Genomic DNA, 22,403 nt, shown 5'->3' on the forward strand with positions numbered 1-22,403 from the left:
TGGGTATTCCTACGATTCGGGTATGGGTTCGGGCAGTCGTGAGGAGATCGTCGAGGTGTTCGGCGATCTCAAGGGGGTGCTGAAACGGCTGCGGGATTTGTCGTTTGACGTGTTGACCACCCCGGAAAGACTTTCGGCCCTCGAACATCTGGAATCCTTCGCGCGCGGGCTGCGCGCCCCGCAGCACACGCTGATCAATCAGGTCGGGGCGCAAGCCAGCGCCGAAGAACTCGGCGGCACGCTGCGTGGTGCGCTGGCCGATCGGTTGCGCATCACCAAGGCCGAGGCGGCCCGGCGCATCGACGAAGCCGAGGATTTAGGTGAACGCCGCGCGCTCACGGGGGAGTCATTGCCACCGCTTATGCCCGCGACCGCCACCGCCCAACGCGACGGGCTGATCGGCGAGGGGCATGTGCGGGTGATCCGCAGCTTCTTCGCCCACCTGCTCACCGACGTGGACGGCTGCACCCGGGAAGCTGCCGAGGCCGACCTGGCCGACAAGGCCACCCACTATCGCCCCGACGAGGTCGCCAAATATGCCCGGCGAATCATGGACTGGCTGCATCCCGATGGCGAATTCAGCGACCAACAACGAGCGCGCCGGCGCGGCATCACCCTCGGCGCCCAGGAATTCGACGGCATGTCACGCATCAGCGGGCTGGTCACTCCCGAATTGCGGGCGGCCATCGAGGCCATGTTGGCCAAGCTGGCCGCCCCCGGCGCGTGCAACCCCGACGACGAAAACCCCGTCGTCGACGAGACACCCGACGAACAGGCGGTGCGCCGCGGAAACGCCGTGCGAATTCGTCGATGTCGCGATCAGTCGCCTCGTTGCCGAACGCAACGCGCAAGGGGGTGTCGGCGTCGTCGGGACGTTCGGGCGTGGCAAGGATCAGCGCCAGCGGCTTGCCGACGTAGTTCACGTAGGTCACCCGGTAGCGGCGCACGTCGTCAATGAAGCGTGACGGCGAGAACTTGGCCGGCACCATCGTGGCGCCGCTTCCGATGGCGACCGCCCATCCGGCGGCGATGCCGTTGGAGTGAAACAGCGGCATCGACAGGTAGCAGACGTCCTGGGCGGTGACGTCGTACTGCCAGATCAGGCTGGTCCCGCACATGATCGCCATGCCGTGCGCGAATCGCACGGCCTTGGGGGCGCCGCTGGTGCCGGAGGTGAAGATCATCATTAGCGTGTCCGCGGCGGTGACCTCGCGATGCGGAATGAGGGCCGGCGCCGCGGCCACCGCCTCGGCGTAGCGCGTCGAGCCCACGTCGATGACCTGAATCCCGTTGAGCGCCAAACCGTCCAGCAGGGCCAGGTGCTCGCGGTCGACGAGTAGGAGCTGGCAATCGGAGCGCCGGATATCGGCGAGCAGGCCGGCCCCGCGCCGGGTGGTGTTGATCCCGCACAACACGTAGCCCCCCAGCGCGGCGGCGGCCATGGCGCGCAGCATCGCCGGAGAGTTGGTGAGCAGCGCGCCGACATGCAGCGGACGAGCCGGGTCGGCGAGGCCGATGAGCGCGGCCGCCTCGGCCTCGGCCTCGGCCAGGTGTTGCCGCCAGGTCCAGGTCCGGTCGCCGTGGACGACCGCGGGGGTGTCGTCGTTCCGGCGCCGGCGCAGCAGCTCCTGCACTGTCTCGGTCATCGGGTGGTCAGCACCAGCCCGGCGTAGTTCCGGCCGGCCACCGCGTCGCAGTGGCGCCGGTAGTTTCCGAATCCCCCGGCGTAGGGCATGAATACGCGCTTCTTGCCTTCGATGTTGGCTCCCAGGTACCACGACGACGCGGCCCTGGGGAACAGGGTCTGGTCGGCGGCCTGGGCGACGTGGCGGGTCCAGGCCTCGGCGGCGTCGCGGCGCGGCTCCACCTCGCTCAGTCCGAGGCGGCGGGCCGTCAGCATCAACTCGATCACCCAGTCGATCTGCACTTCGGCGTGCAGCACCATGTTGGCCAGCACCGACGGGCTGCCCGGCCCGCTGATCGTGAACAGGTTGGGCAGGCCCGGCACCATCAGGCCGAGAAACGTCAGCGGGCCGTCGGACCAGACGTCCCGCAGCCGCACTCCCCCGGGCCCGCGCGGGTCGATCCGGGTCAGCGCGCCGGTCAGCGCATCGAAGCCGGTCGCGAAGACCAGCACGTCGCACGGGTAGGTCGCGGAGCTGGTTCGCACACCCTCGGGGGTGACGGAGTCGATGGGCTCGCGGCGCAGGTTCACCAGCCGGACGTTGTCCCGGTTGAAGGTCGCGTAATAGCCGGCGTCGGTGCAGATTCGCTTGGTTCCGATCGGGTGGTCGACCGGGATGAGATCGGCGGCGACGACGGGATCGCGGACGATTTCGCGGATCCGCGCCTCGGCGAACTCCCGGGCGATGTCGTTGGCCGCCGGGTCGCTGTTTTGATCGGGGAAGGTCTTGGCGAACAGCACGCCGCCCTCGCGCCACCGCCGCCACAGGGCGTCGACTCCCTCGTGCGGTTCGGTGTCGACGGCTTTCTTGGGATAGGTGCCGTGCGGCGTGCCGGCCGACGCGTAGGCCGATAGCCGGCGTCGCTCCGGATACTCCTCCCGAATCCGTTGCTGCTCCTCGGAAGACCAGGGACGGTTGGGCATCGGGATGCTGTAGTTCGCCGAGCGCTGAAACACCACCAGCCGCTCCGCCTGCGCGGCGATCAGCGGAGCCGCCTGAATGCCAGACGAACCCGTGCCGATCAGCCCGACCCGCTTGCCGTGCAGGTCCGGGTCTTCGCTCGGCCACTCGGCCGTGAAGTAGACCGCGCCGGCGAAGTCGGCGACGCCCGGAATGTCGGGGCGGTTCACCGCGGACAGGCAGCCCGTCGCGCAGAGCAGAAACCGCGCGGCGTGCGGCTGACCATCGGCAATGCGCACGTGCCAGCGCTCGTCCGCCTGGTCGAAGTCGGCGCCGACCACGTCGACGCCGAAACGGTAGTGGCGGCGCAGGTCAAACCGGTCGGCCACGTGGCGCAGATAGGCCAGGATCTCCGGCTGCGCGGCGAACCGTTCCGTCCAGGTCCAGCTCTGCTGCAGCGCCTCGTCGAAAGAGTATGAGTAGTCCACGCTTTCGACGTCGCACCGCGCGCCCGGGTACCGGTTCCAATACCAGGTGCCGCCCACGTCGGGGGCCGCCTCGAGGCCGATCACCGACAGACCCGCCGAGGCCGCCCGGTGCACGGCATACAAGCCGGCGAACCCCGCGCCGACGACGATCACGTCGAAATCGGTCATGCCGACTCGCAATGCGTCGGCGCGAGGAGCCCACGCAGGTCGGCGCATACCATCTCGCGCGCCGAGGCCGCCGGCTCAAAGGACTGAATCGTCATGAAGCCGTGGAAGAGTCCGGGAAAGTCGCGGTGCACGACCGCTACCCCGGCGCCGCGCAACCGGTGCGCGTAGTCGCACCCCTCGCTGTGCAACGGATCCAGGCCGGCGGTCGCGATGACCGCGGGCGGCAGGTCCCGGTGCGAATCCGCCCGGGCCGGCGCCACCAGATAAGGCGGGTCGACAAGCCTGTCGGCGCCGAGGTATTGGCGCCAATACCACTGCATCGCGGCTCGGGTGTTGACGTATCCGGTGCCGAAGCGGTGGTAGCTGTCCGTATCGAAGGAGGGGTCGATGACCGGGTAGAGCAACAGCTGGGCGGCCGGGCGGGCGACCCCTCGCTCGCGGCACAGGATCGTCGTCACGGCCGCGAGATTCCCGCCGGCGCTGTCGCCGGCGACCGCCGTCCGGGTGGGGTCGATGCCGAGACCGGCCGCGTGTTCCAACACCCAGCAGAACGCCGCGAACGCGTCGAGCGCCGCCGCGGGCGCGGGATGCTCGGGGGCCAGCCGATACCCGACGGACACCACCACCGCCTGGCTGCCGCGCGCAAGGGCGCGACAGAAGCCGTCGTGGGATTCGATGTCGCAGAACACGAGTCCGCCGCCGTGGTAGAAGACGATTCCGGGTCGGTGGCCGAGGTCGCCGTGCGGGTGGTAGATCCGAACGGGGATGGCGCCCGCGGGGCCCGGGATCGCGTGGTCGACGGTGTCGCGGACGTCCCCGACGTTGTCGACGGGCACCCGCCGTTCGGCCACGGCGGCGCGCGCCTGCGGTCCGGTCATCGTCTCGATGCGGGGGAATCCGGCGTTCAGTTCGCTCAACATCGCCTGCACGGCGCCGTCGATCGGGTCGTCCATGTGGGCCTCCGCCCGCACCGCTGCGCCGGTCATGCGGGCCGGTATTTCAGCAAGGTGATTCCCCCGTCGAGATCGTAGAACACGGGGGTGACCCGCATTCCGATCCGGATATCGTCCGGATCGACGTCAACCAATTCGGTACTGATCCTCGGCCCGGCGTCCCACTGGACCACCGCGGGCAGGTGCGGCACCGCGTCCGCCCAGGGCGGACCGGTGGGCCGGCGCGCGACGGTGAACGTGTACAGCGTTCCCGCGCCGTCGATTTCGCGCCATTCCAGGTCGTCGGCGAGGGTACCGGGGGCCAGGGTGCGCGGGTAGAAGACGTGGCGGCGCAGCGACGGCGAGTACTGCACCAGGATCCGGTGCTGGGCCAGGGCGTCCCAGAAGGGCCGGGAGACGGGCGTGGGTTCGGGCACACGATATTCGGCGGTCACGTTAGTCCCCCCGGATCAGCAGTGCGACCTGCTCGCTCATGATGCCGCCGTTGCCGGTGACGAATCCGACGTCGCAGTCGGGCACCTGCGCGTCGCCGGCCCGGCCCATGATCTGGCGCGCGCCGTCGACGACGTGGTGCATGCCGCCGGCCATCCCGGCCTGGCCGAAGGACAGTTGACCGCCCGCGGTGTTGAGCGGAAAGTCGCCGCGGTAGGTCAGGTCGCGGTCGGTAATCCAGGACATGCCTTGGCCTTTGGTGCAGAAGCCGGCGTCCTCCAGGCTCATCAGCACCGTGATGGTGTAGCAGTCGTAGATCGAGGCGACGTTCACATCGGATCGGCTCAGCCCCGCCATCGCGAACGCCCTGTCGGCGGCGCGCGCGATGGGCGTGCGCATCAGGTCCTCGGCGTAGGTCGGGGTCTTGAAGGCAATGTGCTCACCGAAGCCCTTGATCCACACGGGGCGGTGACGGCTTCGGCGCGCGACGTCGGCGTTGGCGACGAGGACGCCGGCTCCCCCGTGCACCCGCATCACGGTTTCGAGCATGTGGATGGGATCGGCGATCATCGGGCTGGACAGAACGTCGTCCACCGTGATCGGGGTCCCGTGGAAAACCGCGCCCGGATGCGCGCACGCGTTGGCGCGCTGGTCGACCGCGATCTTGGCGACAGCGGCCGCGTCGTAGCCGAACTCGGCCGCGTAGCGCTGGGCGATCTGCGCGTACGGGGCGTTCTGGCCGACGTTGCCGTAGGGGATCTCGAACTCGGCCTGCGGCGAGCCGTAGCTGTTCGACGACGCCCCATACCAATTCGGCGCGGGCGGCGGGCGCCGTTGGGATTGCGGCACCGAGGCCGATCCCGGGACCACGGCCAGCGCCGCGTCGCAGATGCCGAGCTCCACGGCGGCCGCCGCGCGCCACACCATGCCCGCCGAGGTGGCGCCGCCCAGATCCACTCGCTCGCCGAAATCCAATGCCATGCCGAGGTATTCGCAAAGCGTGGCCGGCGCGAACATCGCCGATTCGGCCACGCCGTGGGTGAGGAGGCCGTTGATGCACGCGGGGTCGACGCCGGCGTCCTCGATGACCAGCTTCGCCAACAACGCGTACTGGTCGAGGGTGAACCGCGGCGGCCCGGTCGGGCGCCGCTCGGCGGGCAGCTCGGCGATCCCGATGATCGCCGCCTCCCCGCGCAGCCCGGTCACGACGCGGTTCCGCGTCGGGGCAGCTCGACGGTCGCCGTTCCGGGCATCAGCACGGCGTCGTCTCGGCGGCCGGCGATCTCGAGATCCAGGAGTCCCGCGCCGTTCTCGGCGAGGCGCTTGCCCGTGACCTCGCCGCCGAAGCTCAGCGGCTGGCCGGGGTACGCGACGGCCCGGTTCTGCACCGAGAAGGACACCAGACGGCCGCGTCCGCCGATCCAGTCGCCGATCGCGCGGGCCAGCAGCGCCGCCTGCAGCGGGCCGTGGACGAGCACGTCGTCGTAGCCCTCGACGGTGCGGGCCCACTGTTTGTCGTAGTGGATGCGGTGGCCGTTGTAGGTGGCGGCGCTGAAGAAGAACAGTTGCGTTTCGTCGACGGTGACCGTCAGCGTGGGCATCCGGTCGCCCACCGCGACGTCCTCGTAGAACACCTGCCGACCTTCCATTGGTGCTCCTAGGGTCGCGCGATCATCGACGTCGACGCCTCGGCCACGAGATCCTCGTGCTGGTTTCGGTACACGGTGTGCCAGGTGACGAGCACGAATCTTCCCGAGCGGCCCTGCTTTTCGACGATGGATTCGATGGTTCGCACCATCTCGATCTCGTCGCGGTGGTAGGCCGGCAGGTGGAAGGTGAAGCTCTCGCCGCCGGCCATCCGCTTGGGGGCGCGCGGAAAAGCGAGGCTGCCCGAGGCCGCTCGGGAGGATCCGTCGGGCCGCAGCCCGTCCAGGCGGGTGACACCCAGGACGGCGTATTGCAGGAACAGCGGGGGGCAGATGACGTCACGAAAGCCGTTGGCCCGGGCGTACTCCGGATCGAACCACAACGGGTTGTGGTCGCCGACCGCCGCGGCCCAGCGCTGCCAGTCGCGCCGGTTCACCTCGCCAGTGGCGGACGCGGCGACGGCGCCCACCCGCGACGCCGACTCGGCGTCGATCAAGGGTTCCTCACTCATCGGCGCCCTCCTGAAGGATCGCTTCCAGCCACCCCGCGGCGGTGTCGGCTCCGCCGCCGAGCGTCGAGCCGAGCCGCGCCCGTTCGCTCCACAGGTGCAGGTCGGTTTCGGTGACATAGCCCATCCCGCCGTGCAATTGGTGGGCGTCGAGGGTGATCAGCCGGGCCGCGGTGGCCGCGTGCATGCGCGCGATCGCCGTTTGCCGGGTGGCCACGTGACCCCGGGCCAGCCAGAACACCGCGGAGTGCGCGGCCAATCGCGCCGCGGCCAAGGCGATGTGCATGTTGGCGATCAGGTGCTGGGCCGCCTGGAACGAGGCGATCGGGCGGCCGAACTGGTGACGAAGCTTGGTGTATTCCACGGTGCGGTCCAGCACGGCCTGCCCGACCCCGACCAGGTCGAGGGATCCCAGCGCCACCGCGGTGTTGGCGATGCGGCGCAGATCCCGCGGGTCGGCATCGCCGAGCAGCGCGCCGGCGTCGACGACCACGCCGTCGAAGCGCAGCGTGCACGCCCGGTGGCCGCCGGCCATCGCGAGCGGCTCGATGCTCAGCCCGCCCGCGTGCGTGTCCGCGACGAAGGCGCGCGTGCGCTCGCCGGCGGCGGCAGACACCACGACGACGTCGGCCAAGTCGGCGTCGGGGACGTAGTCCACGGTGCCGGTCAGCCGCCAGCCGCCGGTCGAGTCCGGTTCGGCGCGGAGCACCGGCGCGATGACGGCGGCGTCGCGGGCGTTGCACAATGCGGTGGTGCCGCGAATGCCGCCGGTCGTCAGCCGCGGCAGCCACTCGGCCTTGGCGCGTTGGGCGCCAAGCTGATCGATCGCCAACACGGCCGCGATCGTGCTGTGCGCCGTCGTCGGGCACAGCGCGCGCCCCGCCTCCGTGTAGAACAGGGCGAGGTCGTCGAGGGAGCCCCCGGAACCGCCGTGCTCCTGGCCGACGGCCAGCCCGAAGACACCGGCGTCGGCCAGCGCCTTCCACAGGGCGGGGGCGCTTCGGTCGGCGCCCGGTTCGCCAAGGCCGCGCACCAGGCCGATCGGGCTCTCGGCCGACAGCAACGCGCGCAGGGTCGCGGCGAACTCGCGCCGCTCGGCGGTCGGCCTAACGTCCATATGACGGCATCCCGTGGCCGCGCTGGGCGATGATGTCGCGCAAAACTTCGTTCGTGCCCCCACCGAAACGCATCAACGGGGCCGCCCGGTAGAGCCGCTCGAACTTGCCGCCCAACGGCGCGTCCCGGCTGCGATGCGCCAGCAGGCCGTCCGGCCCCAGCACATCGAGCGCCAATTCGGCTATGCGCTGGCGCAATTCGCTGGTGAAGACCTTCTCGACGCTGACCTCCACGGTCGGCATGACCCCGCCGTCCAGGATGGACGCGGCCTCGTAGCCCATCAGCGTGGCCGCCTCCACGTCTGCCTCGGCCCGCGCCAGGCGGCGGCGCAGGGCCGGTTCGTGCGCGGGCATCGTCCCGTCCCGGCGCGGCCGGAGCGCCAGTTCGCGCAAGTCGTCGACGGCGCGGCGCAGATCGCCGGCGTTGGTCAGCGCACCTCGTTCCAGGTCGAGGGCGCCGGTGATGTAGGTCCAGCCGCGGTTGACTTCGCCAATCAGGTTGGTGACCGGGACGCGCACGTCGTCGAAGCGCACCTCGTTGGTGCGATAGCCGGACCACGCGTAGAGCGGGCGGATTTCGACGCCCGGGCTGTCGATCGGCACGATGATGACCGAAATCCCGCGATGGCGCGCGGCATCCGGATCGGTGCGCACGCACAGCCATTCGTGGGTGGCGCGCTGGGCGCCGCTGTTCCAGATCTTGGTGCCGTTGATCACCCAGTGCTGCCCGTCGAGGGTGGCGCGCGTGCGCAGGCTGGCCAGGTCGGTTCCCGCGTCGGGCTCCGAATAGCCGACGGCGCAGAGCATTTCGCCCGTGGCGATCCGCGGTAGCCACTCGGCCTTGTTCCGCTCGGTGCCGTGGCGCATGATCATCGGCGCCACCGAGGTGACCGTCAGGTCGGGTCCGGGCACGCCCCAATATTCGAACTCGCTCATCAGCAGCTGCTGATGCACGGCGCCGAGGCCGAGCCCGCCGTACTCGCGCGGCCAGTTGAGGCCGAACCAGCCCTTCTCGCCGATCTTGCGGCGAAAACGGGCCACCTCGCCGTCGGGGAATTCCAGGTCGTGCTGCGCTAGTTCGGCCCGCAGCTCGTCGGTGACGTGCTCCTGGAGGAATCCGCGAACCTCGGTCAGCCACGCGCGTTGCGTGGCGTCGAGCTCGAAATCCATCCCGGCCCCTTCGCCCCAGATGAGGTGGTGTGCCCTCTCAGTGTGCTCAGCCACCAGGGTCACCGCCAGATGCCGTTCCCATTGACCGGGCCGCCGATCGCTTGCTGACGACCGTCATTGACGCCCGTCAGCGAAAGGGGGTAGTTTCGCTCGCATGCCTTCGACGACGTCGGTCATGAGCGCGCGGGAGGCGCAGCGGCTGCAGACGCGGGCGCGCCTGTTCGATGCCACGGTCGCCGAGATCGCGCGGTCGGGCTTGGCGGGCACCGACGTCGCCGCGATCGCTTCGGCGGTGGGGGTGGCGCGGGGCACGTTCTATTTCCATTTCCCGACCAAGGAACACGTGCTGGCCGAGTTGGAACGCGACGAGGAGTCCAAGATCGTGGCGATGCTGGCCGCCGAGACCGGCGCGCCCGGCGACCTGCGGTCGATGCTGACTTCGCTGGTGCGCCAGGTGCTTGCGGCCGAGGAGCGGCTGGGGCCGGTCGTCTTCAGGGACATGCTGGGGCTGCACTTCTCGGCGACGCGCCCCATCGAGGACGAACTCGGTGAGCACCCGCTGGCCGAGTTCGTCATCGCCGCGATCGCCGAAGCGCAGGCCGCGCAACGGGTGTCGCCCGATGCGGACGCCGGTGAACTCGGTGCCATCTTCCTGACCGGCCTGTTCGCATTGCTGGTCACCGCGGCAACGGCACCGCGGTCACGTGCGGCGCTCCTGGATCGATACGTCAAGACCATCGTCAACGGAATGGAGGCGTCATGACCAGCACGGCCATCGAGGAATACCGGGACTTTCTGGTGCGTCGGGACGGCGACGCGGATCTGCTGCATCGCCGACTTTCCAGCCGGGAGGAATTCTTCGGGTCGCTGACGGCCGACCCGATTCGCTCCAGCCGGCACATCGATCAGCGCGTGTTCCTGCGAAACCTGCGCCGCCGCCGACCCGAGTCGGGGCTGCCCCGCGAGATGCTGTTCCTGTTGGCCACCGCGAAACTGAACCAGGCGGAGCGATTCGGCGTGGACCTGGGCGATACGTACGGACGGATCGGCGGCGCGGACCAGCCGCCCGAGCGGGTGTATCTGGCGCTCGAGGAGCACTACCACACCCGCCTGCTGAGCTACGTGTTGGACATGTTCGGGCTGCCGTTCCAGGTCGTGGTGCCGCCGTTCGTGATGCGGCAATTCGTCAAGATGGAAGTTTTCCTGCCCGAACGCATCGGATTCCCGTTCGTCGGCGCGGGAGAGATGGCGGGCTGCATCATGTTTGACGAGTTGCGCCGGGTTGGCGTCGAGTTGTTCGCCGACGAGCCGGACGTGGCCGCGCGGATCGATCGGCTCTACACCGAGATCCTCACCGACGAACTCGGCCACGTCGGCTACTGCGCGGCGCGCTGCACCCGCTCCGAGCGGGCGTTAATGCGTTGGCTTTACCCGCTTTTCGGGCGCCTGTTCGCGCGGCAGACCGCGGAGATCAGCCTGATCACGGATCCCGCGAAGCTGCACGCGCGGCTGCGCGAACCCTTCGACGTCGACGGGCTGGCCGCCGGCGTGCCCAACGAGACGTTCGTCGCCGTGCGCCCCTGAGCCGTAACACGCGTTCACCGGATGTAAAAACGCTGTCAATCTCCCGTAAAAACGCTTCGCCCATATCGCGGATACAACGCCGGGCTGCGAAAATTTTTCTCAGCCCCCACGCGTAGAGGAAGAAGCCATGCCCACCCTTGAGACACGCCTCCGCCAGGAGTTGCGCGATTGCGCCCTCGAGTTACGGCAACTCGCCTACACGGTGCCGCACGGGGTCGGCGAGCATGCCCTGCTTCAGCTGTCGGACCGGATGCGCGCCGCCGCCGAACAGGTGGTCCGCAAGGGCGCATAGCCGCCGCGGCTTTCACTGTGAGCCCACGACACGCCGCGAGTCGTCGCCCTGGATACACACCGAAAGCGCGCGGGCGAGCGATCAGCCGCCTCTGAGCCGAATCTTCCAGCGCACAAAGCCCAGGTACACGGCGCTGAGCAATACCAACATGCCCATGTCGAACCACCATGCGCCGGCCGTGTGACGCCAGTGCGAGTCGTGCGGCACCGACGGGACTTTGTCCTGCAGGCTGAGCAGGTCAACGGTGGACGCCGACGTGGCGAAGCCCCATCTCGCCGGTGTGGCCCAAGACATTTGGTCCAGGCCGACTCGATCGGTCACGGGAATCATGCCGCCGGAGAACACCAGCTGCGACATGACCGCGACGACCAGCAAGGGCATGATCTGTTCGTTGGACTTCGCGATGGATGACAGCACCAGCCCGAGCATCGCCGAGGCGACGGTCGTCATGGCGACGTCGACGAACAGCTCCAGGTTGGGAATGCCCAACGCCACCGCACCCTGCGTCGGACCGCCCTTCCCGACGATCGCGATGACGGTGACGATCGCGGACTGAATGACCGCGAACACCGTGTACACGAACACCTTCGCCAACAGGTACGCCGACGTCGACAGGCCGACCGCCTGCTCGCGCAGGAAGATGGCGCGCTCACCGATCAGATCCCGGATCGTCAGCGCCGTTCCCATGAACACCGCGCCGACGTTGAGCAACACCAGAATCTGCCCGGGCTCGGTGGGCGCGGCGCCCATCGGGTCCGGTCTGCCGAAGCCCACATCGCCGGGCACCGACATCGACAGCGAGCCCATGATGAACGGCAGCAGCGCCAGGAAGACGAAATAGCCGCGGTCGGACACGATCAACCGCACCTGCCGCCGCGCGATCGTGGAGAACTGCCGGAACAGGCTGGTGTGCGACGGGTCGCCGATTTCGGCCGGTTTCTCCGCCGGCGGCGGCGGTGGGGGCGGGCCCGTCCGCGCCAGGTAGCGCGCCTTGGCGCCGTCGGGATCGCCCGCGACCGTGCTGAAGATGTCGGCCCAGTTCGTGGTGCCCATCGCGGAACCGATTTGGCTCGGCGGCCCGCAGAACGCGGTCTTTCCGCCGGGCGCCAGCAGCAGGACCTGATCGCAGACGTCCAGGTAGGTCAGCGAGTGGGTGACCACGAGCACCACGCGACCCGCGTCGGCCAGCTGCCGCAGCATCGTCATCACCTGTCGGTCCAGGGCCGGGTCCAGGCCGGACGTCGGCTCGTCCAGGATCAGCAGCGACGGCCCGGTCAACAGCTCCAGCGCCACCGACGCGCGCTTGCGCTGGCCGCCGGACAGCTTGTCGACCCGGGTGTGCAGGTGCTGGGTCATCTCGAGCTCCTCGAGCACCCGGGCCACCACCTGCGCGCGGTCGTCCTTGGTGGTGTCGGGTGGCAGCCGCAGCTCGGCCGCATACATCAACGCCTGCTGCACGGTCAGCTGCCCGTGCACCACGTCGTCCTGCGGCACCATCCCGATCCTGCTGCGCAGCGAGGCGTATTCCGCGTGGACGTTGTGCCCCTCGAAGGCCACGGTGCCCTTGGTCGGGTGCGTGTAGCCGGCGACCAACCGCGCGAACGTCGACTTTCCCGCCCCCGACGGGCCGATGACGGCGGTCAGCGTTCCCGGCTGGGCGCCCAGCGAGATGTCGTCGAGCAGGACCTTGTTGTTCTCGATCGTCCACGTCACCCCGCGCACGTCGAGGCCGCCGCCGCGCGTCGCGGTCGCGGTCTCATCGCGCCGGGCCAGCGTGCCGCCGGCGAAAACGAGGTCGATGTTGCCGATCGTGACGACGTCGCCCTCGTGCAGCACCGCCGTTTCCACCCGGGCGCCGTTGACGAAAGTTCCGTTGATGCTGCGGTTGTCGTGGATCTCGGTGCCCTGCGGCGTCGGAATCAGGGTCGCGTGGTGGCGCGACGCCAGCACCTCGGGAATGACGATGTCGTTGTCGTTGGCCCGGCCGATCTTGACCGCGCCGGGCATCGACACCAACCCGGTTCGGCCGGGCCGCAGGATCTTCATCATCGACGTGGCGATGTTGGCGGCATCGGGGACGCGGCCGGTCTCGGACTCCGCCGGCGGCACCTGCATGGGTTGTGCCCGGTAGATCTTCGGCGCCTGTAGCGGTTCGCTCGGCACTCCCGTCGGATGTCCGCCGGTCGGCTGCCACGGCTGCGGCCCGGTGGGCGGATGAATTGGCTGCGGCCCGCTGGGCGGGTGGATCGGCCGGGGCGCGCTCGGCGGATGTGTCGGCTGGTGGACCGGGGCCGAGGGCGACTGCGGCGGCTGGCCCGGCCAGTGTGGGCCGACCTGTTGCGGCTGGCTCTGGGACACGGGGGCGCTCGGTGTGCTCGCGGTGTAAATCGGTATCGACGTGGTCAGGGGCGGCCGCCCGGCCGAACCCTGGTGGCGGCCGACCTCGAAGGTCAGCGCGGGACCGTCCGGGTTGCCGATGTTGACCCGCAGGCCGTCCTGGATGTCGACGACAGGCACGCGACGGTTGTGAACGTAGAGCCCGTTGAGGCTGCCGTTGTCGATGGCCATCCATCGTCCCTGGTCGAAACGCACGATGAGGTGCGTCCGGGAGATCAGCGGGTGTGCGACGCGGACGTCCGCGCGAAGATCACGCCCGATTACGACGTCGGTGCCTGCTGCGAAGGTGCGCTCCGATCCCTCGTACCGCACGGTCAGCACTGGCGGGGCTGGTGGGCTCACGATGACCAACTGTATCGGCAGCGGGCCCGATTGCAGGCCAAGTGCTCAGCGCCTTTCACGGCCTCGGCTCGTGGCCCGGGTCGCGGCCGTGGATGCGGCGGCGACTGCCGGTTCCGCTGGAGGACGACCGCGTCCGGCTGGCGGGAATTGCGGGACCGTCCCGCAGTGAGAAACTCGGGCGGCGCGAAAAACGGCCCGATATGGGCCGCCCGAATGACTTCGACACCGAAATATCGGCTATCCCGCCGCCGCGACGTAAGGCACGCGGCTCGCTCCCCCGGTGACTTCTTTGATGAAATCCCCGAGATATCGAATGGCCCGCCTCCCTTCCGGCAATACGTCGGCGGCCAGCGGGAAGTCGTGGATTTGGCCGTCCCACAGGTGAAGGTCGCAGCGAACTCCGCTGAATTGCAACCGTTCCGCCATGAGCTCGGCGTCGGGAAGCAACAATTCGTCGGAGCTGGCGTGGATGGTTACGGGCGGCAATGCGGAAAGGTCCGCGTCAACCGGCGACTCGACGCGACGCGCGGACGTCCCCCTGCCCTGCGGAACGCGCACCTCGCCGAGGTACCGGGCGAACATCGACAACGCCCCGCGGGTGAACATCGAGCACCTGCGGGCGTTGCGGTGCCGCAGCTTTCGGGTCGGGTCCGCGTCGGTGAACGGCGAGATCGCCGCGACGCCGGCCGGTCTGAGCATGCCGGTCCGGATGGCGGCGAGGGTGGTCATGAACGCGAGGTATCCCCCGGCCGAGTCCCCGGCCACCACCACCCGGTCCCCGTCATAGCCGCGGTCCCGCAGCCAGCGGAGCCCGCACATTCCGTCCTCGATCGCGTCGGCGATCTGATGCGACGGCAGCTTTCGGTATCCGACCGTCAGCACCGCGGCGTCCGCCGCCTTCGACAGGTGGGTCACCAGGGATCGGTGCGTGTTGAGGCCGCAGGTGAGGAACGCACCGCCGTGGAGGTAAAGAATCGCCCGCTGCGACGAGGCACCCGGCGCGCGAACCCATTCGGCGGCGCAGCCGTCAAGGCGCACCGGTTCGATGCTCGCCGCGGACGGGAAATGCTGCAGCAAACCCGCGAAGTCGTCGACGTATCCCAGAGGCCAATGCAAATTCGGCTGAATGGCCCAGGCGCGCACGATGTTCTTGACGATAAGCCGACTGGCCATCGACACCGCAAAGGATTGCGGACTGTGCCGATGGTGCACCCGCCGGTTGATTGCGTGGCTCGGCAATATGCGGTGCCGATCCGGCTTCGTCAGCATTTGTATTCATCCTCCGTAGAGATGAACCGAGTACCCGGCCCAAATCGGGAAAAACGCCGGTTGAATCTCTGGCAAATGTCGGCTTCCTCACTGTTTGGTGCGCGGGGAAGGTGGGTAACTGCGCCGGCGCCGACCCGGGTGGCCCAAGATATGAGCCATGGAAGAGGCAGTTCAGTCCGCCGCACTGCTGGCCGGCAAGGTCGCGGTCGTGACCGGCGGTGGCGGTGGTATCGGCGCGGCAACCGCGCTCCAGTTCGCCCAGCACGGCGCCCGGGTGGTTATCGCCGACATCGAGGCCTCCCTCGCCGAGCGAGTCGCCGACCAGATTGCGGCTTCGGGAGGCTCGGGCCTGGCTGCCGTGACCGATGTCCGGGACGAGACGCAGGTCAGCGCCCTGGCGCGGACGGTGCTGGACCGCTACGGCCGGGTGGACGTGCTGGTGAACAACGTGGGTCACTGGTTGCGTCACCCGGGCAACTTCGTCGACACCGACGCACAACTGTGGGACGACCTGTACCGCATCAACCTGCACCACGTTTTCCTCGTCACGCACGCGTTCCTGCCCGCGATGATCGAGCAGCGGGCCGGCGCCATCGTCAACGTTTCGTCGGTCGAGGGGTTGCGCGGCTACCCCGAGGATCCGGTCTATGCGGCCTTCAAGGCCGCCGTCATCCACTTCACCCGCAGCCTGGCGGTGCAGGTGGGCCGCGACGGAGTGCGGGTCAACGCGATCGGCCCCGACGTCACCGAATCGCTGCAGGTGCCCTACTCGCGGTGGCTCTCCGCGGACGAGCAGACTCAGTGGCCGCAGTGGGTGCCGGTCGGGCGGATGGGGTTGCCGGAGGACCAGGCCCGCGTCATCCTTTTCCTCGCCTCGGAGCTGTCGGCATTCGTCACCGGCCACACCATCCCGACCGACGGCGGCACCGGCGCGGCGGGCGGCTGGTTCCGCTCGTCGCGCCGGGCCGACCGGGAATGGACGAATCGTCCCGTAGCGCCGTGATTGCTAGGCGTAACCCAGCGCGGCGTTCTCGGCGCGGATGCGCACCGTGAGCACCAGGGCGTTCGCCGCACTGAACACGATCGCGGTCAGCCACGCCGAATGAACCAGCGGCAGCGCGGCGACCTCCGCCGCGACCGCGGTGTAGTTGGGGTGACGGACCCAGCGGTACAGCCCATCGGAGACCAGCGGCGCGCCCGGGAGCACGATGAGTCGCGGATTCCAGCGTTTGCCGAGCACCGCGACACACCGCCAGCGGACCACGGTGCTGAGCACCACGACGCCGAGCATCGGCCATCCCAGCAAGGGGATGAACGGGCGGCCCATGGTCCACACCTCCACGATGCACGAAACCAGAAGCAGCGCATGCATACTGACCATCGCGGGATAGTGGTCGCGCCCGAACTCCTTGCCCCCGTGGGCGAAAGACCACTTGGCGTTTCGCTGGGCGACCGCCAGCTCGACGAGCCGCTCGGCTCCGATCGCCAGGATGAACAGGTAGTAGTACATGGTTTACCCCCTCACCACTGCAGGAGCAGCAACTCGAAGCTGAAGCCCGGCCCCATCGCGAGCATCACCCCGAGGGATCCCGGCGGCGGCGGTTCGGCCACCGTCCGGCGCAGCACGTCGAGGACCGACGCCGATGAGATATTTCCGTTCTCCCGCATCGATTCTCGGCTGTGAGCCACCGATTCCGGCGGCAGACCCAGCGCGTCCTCGATCGAATCGAGCACCTTCGGGCCGCCGGGATGGCATACCCACGTCGAGACATCCGCAATGGACAAATCATGGTCGCCCAGGAAGCCGTCGACCTCCGCGCGCAGATAGTCGTCGGCCATCTTCGGGACGTCCCGCGACATCACCAGCTGGAACCCGCTGGAACTGACATTCCAGCCCATGACATCGACAGTCTCGGGAATCACGCGACTGCGCGTGGCCAGGACCCGCGGCCCCCGACGCGCGTTGGGGCCCGGGCCGATTCGATCGGCGCCGAGGGCGACCACCGCGGCCGCGCCGTCGCCGAACAGCGACACACCGATCAGGGCCGGGATCGAGGTGTCGTCGCGTTGCAGCGTGAGCGAGCACAGCTCCACCGACAGCAGCACGGCCACATCCCCCGGGTAGCCGCGCAGGTAGTCGTGCACCCGCGCCATACCGGCCGCGCCCGCGACACAGCCGAGTCCGAATAGCGGCAGGCGCTTGATGTTGGGCCGCAACCCGACGCGCGACATCAACCGCGCGTCGATGGTCGGCACCGCGATCCCCGTGCTGGAGACCATCACGATGGCGTCCACCTCATGGGGTTCAATCTCCGCCGCGGCCAGCGCCTTTCGTATGGCCCGCTCCCCCAGGTCGACGGCGACCTCGAGGTAGGCGTCGTTCGCCTCGGTGAATCCGCTCAGCCGCGGGTAACGCGACAGCGGCAGCGCGAGGCTGCGATGGTCGACCCCCGCGGTCTGCGCGAAACGCATGAAACCCGGCTCCGAGAACTCGGTGAGCTCGCGCGCCACCTCTTCCTGGTCGTAGCGGTTCGGCGTGAAGGCCACCGCGGTTCCCGCGATGTGCGGGGCGCCTCGCCCGTGAGCGGCGGCATGGTTCGCCGATGTGGAATACGTTGTTGCAGTCATACCCACCCGACGACTATGGAGCCGTCAAAGGTTCATCAGATGCTATGAAAGGTGAACCACATTACATCTCGTCCCCGGTGTGAAATCGCCGGCCGAAATGAACCGCGCGAGAACGGATACGCCGAAGCGCCGCTCGGCACCCGCGTTCGCTGCCGCGAAAACGTTGGTGGCCCGCCATTTCAGCGTCGAGTGCTTTCCGCGGCGAGGGCATCGATCAGTCGGTTCATCACGGCACCCGCGTCGCGGCGGGCCTGATCGTGTCCCTCCGCGCGAGCAATGTAGAGCGTCGCCTCCCGCATCGCGCCCAACATTGTCAACGCGGTCGCCTCGACGGGCTGGGGCGGAATGCGGCCGCTCTCAATGGCGCCGTTTAGCAGTTCCCGCACCAGGCCGATGTTGTAACGGTTGCCGATCTCGCTCCACCGTGACGAGCCCAAGACGCCAGGGGCGTCGACCAACACGATCCGTTGCACCTCCTGATCCGAGCATGCGTCGAGCCAGAAGCCCACACCGAGCCGCATCACTTCCAGCGGATCGGTTTGTCCCGAGGCCGCGATCGCGTCGCCCATCCGCGCGGCCAGCTCTCCCTCCACGCGCTCGAACACCGCCGCGAACAACTCGGTCTTGTCGGCGAAATGGTGGTACAGCGCGCCCCGCGTCACGCCCGCCGCGCGCACGATCGTCTCCAAGGCCACCTCACTGAAACCGTGCTCGGCGAACAGCGGCCGTGCCGCCGCGATCAGCGCCTCGCGGGTTTCGGCGGCGCGTTCGGCCTGGGTTCGGCGGGTGGCGTTCATAGGCCTTGCCTCTCGTACATACCGTATGTATGTTAGTACATACGGTATGTATGTTTCGTTGGATCGTATCTCAGGAGTCCTCGATGCCCATCATCGACCTGCCCCACGGGGCGGTTCAGTACCGACTCGCCGGACCGGCTGACAGTTCACGTGCACCCGTCGTGTTCCTGCACGGGCTGATGGTCAACTACGAGGTTTGGAGTCGGGTAGCCGACGACCTCGCCGCACGCGGCATACGCTCCTACGCGCTCGACCTCCCCCTGGGGTCACACTCCATAGCGCTCAGACCCGATGCGGATCTACGTCCACGTGGGGTGGCGCGACTGGTCATCGCCTTCCTGGAAGAGCTCGGGCTCACCGACGTCACGCTGGTGGGAAACGACACCGGAACTGCCCTGTGCCAGTTCGTGATCGACATTGACGACAGCCGGATAGCTCAACTCGTGCTGACCGACGGCGATGCGTTCGATCAGTTCCCGCCCCCTTCGTTGATGCCGGTCTTCAGACTGGGCCGACGAGCCGCAGGCATTTATGCGCTGATGTCGCTCATGCGGCCCGCCTGGATTCGTCAACGCGTGCAGGGCCAGAACGTGTCCAAACCCCTGGATCCGGCCCTGACTCGCCGCTGGGTCACGCCCGCCCTGGCCGATCGCGGCGTACGGCGTGACGCCGCCAAGTTCCTGCGCGGCGTCGACCCGGACGAGTTGGTTGAGGTGTACACCCGGTTTGGGCGATTCGCCAAACCGGTCGTGGTGCTCTGGGGCGACGCGGACCGGTTCTTCCCCATCCAACTTGCCCATCGGTTGTGCGACGCGTTCCCCGACGCACGACTCGTTGAGATCACCGGCGCTCGCACCCTGGTCCCGCTGGACAACCCGCAACAGGTGGCGATCGAAATCCAAGCGGCGTTAAGCAGTCGGCCAATAGCGAACGGAGAGTTGTGATGTCGAATCGTCCGGGATCGCCCGGCCCGCAGGAGTTTCTACGATGGAGCGCTGTCGCCTTGGCGATCGGGTTCGGGACGCACGCCGTGGATCACGTCCGACGTGGGATGTCGGCTGCGACCATGCTGGTGATGATCGGTGGGGGCGCGGAGGCGTTGTCGATCGCGATCGCCGTGTTCATGGTGTTGGCACGCCGGCGGTGGGCGCCGCAGGCGGCGATCATCGTGGGGTTCGGCACGGCCTTGGCATCAACCTACGGACACCTGCTGCCGACATTTCTGCCGGGGCTGCAAGACAGCTTCGTCTCGCCGCCACACACGGGCGTGACGTGGTATTCGTGGCTCAGTCTCGCCGCGGCAATGAGTATGGGGATTGTCTTCGGATTCGCCGGTATCCGGGCGGCGCGGCAGCAACGCACCGCCGCGACGCTGAGTTAGCTTCCGGGGACCGACAGGGTGGCCTGCTGCTCAACCTGTTGCCCCTGCTGCTCGGCTTGCTGGGCTTCCTGGAGGTCGAGTTGCTCTTGCTGTTCGGCCTGTTGTTCCGACTGCTGAATCTCCTGCTGGATCTGCAGCTGTTGCTGCAGTTGGGCTTCGTCGTCGTCATCGGTGGCGAAGCCGCGGTCCGCCAAGTTCATCGACGCGCCAACGATTTTCGCGTCATCGGGCTGCGCCGCATGTAACAACGCCAGCGTCGCGACCGTAGCGACCCCGGCGAAAAAACGTTTGAACGAACACCATCTGCCTGTTGGCCGCCATCCGCAATGCTGCGGGATCGCGTTAGCAGCACGCTGGATGGTTGTTAGCGATCAGCTGTGAAATCGCGCCAAGCTCAAACCGTTTGCGCGGGCCGAAACCGTGCTTGATCGTCGATGATCGTCACCGGGATGCCGTTGAGGGCGCCGTTGCCGGACGGCTCGTCGAGGAACGTCGGCGGGGACAGCACGTTGGTGTTGGCCCCAGGCGAACCGTTGGCCACCGACATGCGGGTGCCCGGCTTGCCATGCCCCCAGCCGTGGGGCATCGACACCACCCCGGGCTTGATCGCGTCGGTGACCTCGACGGGCACTTTGATCTCGCCGGCCGCTGACTTCACCGTGACGACGTCGCCGTCGGCGATGCCGCAGCGGGCCGCGTCGTCGGGATGGATCAGCAGCGTGCACCGGTCCCTGCCCTTCATCAGCGCGGGCACGTTGTGCATCCAGGTGTTGTTCGATCGCAGGTGCCGGCGGCTGACGAGGACCAGCGGCTCGGCGGGCCGCTGCATGCGCGCGGCGAGGCGCGGCAGGTCATCGAGCAGGTATTGCGGGGCGAGGTGGATCTTTTTGTCGAGGGTGCCCAGGATGTCCGGAAGCTGCGGCACCATCGGCCCGAAGTCGATTCCGTTCGGGTTCGCCTTGAGCATGTCCAGGGTGAGCCCACCCGGGTTCTTGCCGTACTGGTCCCCGAAGGGCCCGGTTCGCAGCGTGAGGTCGAGCATCCGCTCCGGGCCGCCGTGATCGTAGAGCTTGCGGATTTCCGCGCCGTCGACCCCGTGCGTGAAGGCCAGATAGTCGAAGAATCCGTCGTCGATCGCGGCGACGTCGACGTCCTCGGCCGGCGTCCCGGTGCACAGGCCGGTCAGCCGGATCAGGATCTCCCATTCGTGCGGGCGATCGCCCGGATCGAACACCGGGGCCGAGTAATTGGCGATGCTGTGGATCGCGAAAAGCAGGATCAGGTCGTCGTGGTGCGGCTGCTCGAGCGGGGACAGCCCGGGCAGGATCACGTCCGCGTGCCGCGTCGTCTCGTTGAGCCAAAGGTCAACGGAGATCATCGCTTCCAGCATCGGCAGCACCTCGTCGAGCTTGTCGCCGCCGGGCGTCGACAACACGGGGTTGCCGGCGACGGTGATCAGCGCCTTGAGCTGACCTTCGCCGGGTGTGGCGATCTCTTCGGCCATGCACGACACCGGGGCCTGCCCGAGAACCTCCTTCGCGCCGCGCACCCGCGTGTGCCAGCGGCCGAACTCCGGTAGGCCGCCCTCCAGGCCGGGCAGTGGCTGGGTGGTGATCAACCAGGCCGCCGGCCTGGGGAACATCGCGCCGCCCGGGGTATCGAAATGGCCGGTCAGAATGTTGATCACGTCGACCAGCCAGCTGGCCAGGCTGCCAAACTCCTGATTGCACAACCCGATTCGCCCGTACACCACCGATCTCTCGGTGCCGGCGAGTTCGCGGGCCAGCCGCCGAATCCGGTCTTCGCCGATCCCGGTGACCGCGCTCACCCGCTCCGGCGGCCACTGGGCGGCGACCCGGCGCATCGTTTCGAGGCCGTCGACGTGCGGTCCCGCATTGACCAGGCCCTCGTCGAACAGGGTGTGCGCCACGGCCAGCAACAGCGCCGCGTCGGTGCCCGGGACGATCGGGAGCCACTCGTCGGCCTGGGCCGCGGTCTGGGTACGCACCGGGTCGATCACGATCACCTTGCCGCGCTTGCGAATCCCCGTGATCAGGCCCATCACGTCGGGCGCGGCCAGCAGCGAACCCTGCGACGCGGCGGGGTTGGCGCCCATGATCACCATCAGGTCGGTGCGTTCGATGTCCGGCACGGGGAAGTTCCACCACAGGCCGTACATCAGATGCGACGACAAGTTCTTGGGCCACTGGTCGACGGTGCCCGGCGAATACGTGACCGGCATCCCGGACATGCCCATCAGCACTCCGGCATACCGGGCCAGCGAAAAAGAGTGCGCCAGCGGGTTACCGGTGTAGGCGGTGACCGCGCCGATCCCGTACTTCTCGATCACCGGCGTCAGCAGCTCGGTGCACCGCCGAAACGCCGCGTCCCAGCTGACCTCGTGCCACTGCCCGTCGACCTTGACCATCGGGCGGCGGATCCGGTCCGGGTCCTCGTGCACCGCGGCCAGCGACACCCCCTTCGGGCACAGGTGCCCGCGGCTCCAGACGTCGTCGCGGTTGCCGCGGATGCTGGCGACTTTGCCGCCCTCCACCTGAATCTCCAAGCCGCACATGGCTTCACACAGTGGGCAGGTGCGCAGATGCCTGCCGTCATCGCCGGTCGTCACCCACCCACTGTATTCCGC

The 22,403-nt window shown here is 68.4% G+C and carries 21 protein-coding genes and 2 pseudogenes; 7 read left to right on the top strand and 16 right to left on the bottom strand.

Going from position 1 to position 22,403, the window contains the following annotated elements:
- Positions 1–22 precede the first annotated feature (22 nt).
- Positions 23–820: pseudogene (locus AC5Y5E_RS27240) on the top strand (DUF222 domain-containing protein); the annotation flags it as partial.
- Here the strand turns inward: AC5Y5E_RS27240 and AC5Y5E_RS27245 are convergent.
- From AC5Y5E_RS27245 to AC5Y5E_RS27285, 9 genes and pseudogenes are all read right to left on the bottom strand, one after another.
- Positions 789–1,646, bottom strand: a pseudogene (locus AC5Y5E_RS27245) (AMP-binding protein); the annotation flags it as partial. The pseudogenes AC5Y5E_RS27240 and AC5Y5E_RS27245 overlap by 32 nt on opposite strands.
- Positions 1,643–3,241: a flavin-containing monooxygenase gene (locus AC5Y5E_RS27250; protein ID WP_499906602.1), complete on the bottom strand. Its 1,599-nt coding sequence runs from the start codon at positions 3,239–3,241 to the stop codon at positions 1,643–1,645. The gene AC5Y5E_RS27250 and the pseudogene AC5Y5E_RS27245, both read right to left, overlap by 4 nt.
- On the bottom strand, positions 3,238–4,227 hold the full coding sequence (locus AC5Y5E_RS27255; protein ID WP_499906604.1) for an alpha/beta hydrolase: 990 nt from the start codon (positions 4,225–4,227) through the stop codon (positions 3,238–3,240). The genes AC5Y5E_RS27250 and AC5Y5E_RS27255 overlap by 4 nt, the downstream gene beginning before the upstream one ends.
- A complete protein-coding gene (locus AC5Y5E_RS27260; protein WP_499906606.1) occupies positions 4,224–4,628 on the bottom strand; it encodes a Zn-ribbon domain-containing OB-fold protein in 405 nt (134 codons plus the stop codon). The genes AC5Y5E_RS27255 and AC5Y5E_RS27260 overlap by 4 nt, the downstream gene beginning before the upstream one ends.
- Position 4,629: 1 nt before the next feature.
- Positions 4,630–5,832 carry a thiolase family protein gene (locus AC5Y5E_RS27265; protein WP_499906608.1) on the bottom strand — a complete coding sequence of 401 codons (1,203 nt, stop codon included), beginning with the start codon at positions 5,830–5,832 and terminating at the stop codon, positions 4,630–4,632.
- Positions 5,829–6,275 carry a MaoC family dehydratase gene (locus tag AC5Y5E_RS27270; RefSeq protein WP_499906610.1) on the bottom strand — a complete coding sequence of 149 codons (447 nt, stop codon included), beginning with the start codon at positions 6,273–6,275 and terminating at the stop codon, positions 5,829–5,831. The genes AC5Y5E_RS27265 and AC5Y5E_RS27270 overlap by 4 nt, the downstream gene beginning before the upstream one ends.
- An 8-nt stretch (positions 6,276–6,283) precedes the next feature.
- Entirely contained in the window at positions 6,284–6,784 is a 501-nt protein-coding gene (locus AC5Y5E_RS27275; protein WP_499906612.1) for a MaoC family dehydratase, read from the bottom strand.
- On the bottom strand, positions 6,777–7,898 hold the full coding sequence (locus AC5Y5E_RS27280; protein WP_499906614.1) for an acyl-CoA dehydrogenase family protein: 1,122 nt from the start codon (positions 7,896–7,898) through the stop codon (positions 6,777–6,779). Before AC5Y5E_RS27280 ends, AC5Y5E_RS27275 begins: the two co-directional genes overlap by 8 nt.
- Positions 7,888–9,066, bottom strand: coding sequence for an acyl-CoA dehydrogenase family protein (locus tag AC5Y5E_RS27285; protein WP_499906881.1), 1,179 nt, complete (start codon positions 9,064–9,066; stop codon positions 7,888–7,890). The genes AC5Y5E_RS27280 and AC5Y5E_RS27285 overlap by 11 nt, the downstream gene beginning before the upstream one ends.
- A 154-nt stretch (positions 9,067–9,220) precedes the next feature.
- On the opposite strand from AC5Y5E_RS27285, the gene AC5Y5E_RS27290 reads away from it, so the two are divergent.
- The 3 genes from AC5Y5E_RS27290 (at position 9,221) to AC5Y5E_RS27300 (ending at position 10,942) form a co-directional block, all read left to right on the top strand.
- Positions 9,221–9,829, top strand: a complete 609-nt coding sequence (locus AC5Y5E_RS27290) for a TetR/AcrR family transcriptional regulator (protein WP_499906616.1) — start codon at positions 9,221–9,223, stop codon at positions 9,827–9,829.
- Entirely contained in the window at positions 9,826–10,650 is an 825-nt protein-coding gene (locus AC5Y5E_RS27295; RefSeq protein WP_499906618.1) for a hypothetical protein, read from the top strand. The genes AC5Y5E_RS27290 and AC5Y5E_RS27295 overlap by 4 nt, the downstream gene beginning before the upstream one ends.
- 127 nt (positions 10,651–10,777) lie before the next feature.
- The gene (locus AC5Y5E_RS27300) at positions 10,778–10,942 is read left to right on the top strand and encodes a hypothetical protein (RefSeq protein ID WP_197508680.1); all 165 of its coding nucleotides are present in this window, start codon (positions 10,778–10,780) and stop codon (positions 10,940–10,942) included.
- Positions 10,943–11,023: 81 nt separating this feature from the next.
- On the opposite strand, the gene AC5Y5E_RS27305 is transcribed toward AC5Y5E_RS27300, so the two are convergent.
- On the bottom strand, positions 11,024–13,690 hold the full coding sequence (locus AC5Y5E_RS27305) for an FHA domain-containing protein (protein ID WP_499906619.1): 2,667 nt from the start codon (positions 13,688–13,690) through the stop codon (positions 11,024–11,026).
- 228 nt (positions 13,691–13,918) lie between these two features.
- Complete coding sequence (locus AC5Y5E_RS27310) at positions 13,919–14,950, bottom strand: alpha/beta hydrolase (protein WP_499906621.1); 1,032 nt, start codon at positions 14,948–14,950, stop codon at positions 13,919–13,921.
- Positions 14,951–15,107: 157 nt separating this feature from the next.
- Here AC5Y5E_RS27310 and AC5Y5E_RS27315 point away from each other — a divergent pair, with 157 nt between their 5' ends.
- Positions 15,108–15,953: an SDR family NAD(P)-dependent oxidoreductase gene (locus AC5Y5E_RS27315; protein WP_499906623.1), complete on the top strand. Its 846-nt coding sequence runs from the start codon at positions 15,108–15,110 to the stop codon at positions 15,951–15,953.
- A 3-nt stretch (positions 15,954–15,956) separates the two neighbouring features.
- Here the strand turns inward: AC5Y5E_RS27315 and AC5Y5E_RS27320 are convergent, their stop codons facing one another.
- The 3 genes from AC5Y5E_RS27320 to AC5Y5E_RS27330 all read right to left on the bottom strand — a co-directional run bounded on the left by AC5Y5E_RS27320 (position 15,957) and on the right by AC5Y5E_RS27330 (position 18,375).
- Positions 15,957–16,460 (bottom strand): isoprenylcysteine carboxyl methyltransferase family protein, encoded by a 504-nt coding sequence (locus tag AC5Y5E_RS27320; RefSeq protein ID WP_499906624.1) that lies wholly within the window; start codon positions 16,458–16,460, stop codon positions 15,957–15,959.
- Positions 16,461–16,471: 11 nt separating this feature from the next.
- A complete protein-coding gene (locus AC5Y5E_RS27325) occupies positions 16,472–17,578 on the bottom strand; it encodes a type III polyketide synthase (RefSeq protein WP_499906626.1) in 1,107 nt (368 codons plus the stop codon).
- A gap of 179 nt (positions 17,579–17,757) precedes the next feature.
- Positions 17,758–18,375 carry a TetR/AcrR family transcriptional regulator gene (locus tag AC5Y5E_RS27330; protein WP_499906628.1) on the bottom strand — a complete coding sequence of 206 codons (618 nt, stop codon included), beginning with the start codon at positions 18,373–18,375 and terminating at the stop codon, positions 17,758–17,760.
- A gap of 161 nt (positions 18,376–18,536) precedes the next feature.
- Here AC5Y5E_RS27330 and AC5Y5E_RS27335 point away from each other — a divergent pair, with 161 nt between their 5' ends.
- Both AC5Y5E_RS27335 and AC5Y5E_RS27340 read left to right on the top strand, forming a co-directional pair.
- Positions 18,537–19,319 (top strand): alpha/beta fold hydrolase, encoded by a 783-nt coding sequence (locus AC5Y5E_RS27335; protein WP_499906630.1) that lies wholly within the window; start codon positions 18,537–18,539, stop codon positions 19,317–19,319.
- Positions 19,320–19,441: 122 nt separating this feature from the next.
- Entirely contained in the window at positions 19,442–19,756 is a 315-nt protein-coding gene (locus AC5Y5E_RS27340) for a hypothetical protein (protein ID WP_499906632.1), read from the top strand.
- Here AC5Y5E_RS27340 and AC5Y5E_RS27345 read toward each other — a convergent pair.
- Positions 19,753–19,956, bottom strand: coding sequence for a hypothetical protein (locus tag AC5Y5E_RS27345; protein ID WP_499906634.1), 204 nt, complete (start codon positions 19,954–19,956; stop codon positions 19,753–19,755). The genes AC5Y5E_RS27340 and AC5Y5E_RS27345 overlap by 4 nt on opposite strands.
- 194 nt (positions 19,957–20,150) lie before the next feature.
- Positions 20,151–22,385 (bottom strand): molybdopterin oxidoreductase family protein, encoded by a 2,235-nt coding sequence (locus tag AC5Y5E_RS27350; RefSeq protein ID WP_499906636.1) that lies wholly within the window; start codon positions 22,383–22,385, stop codon positions 20,151–20,153.
- Positions 22,386–22,403 lie beyond the last annotated feature (18 nt).

This window comes from Mycobacterium sp. NGS54, from assembly GCF_059812465.1.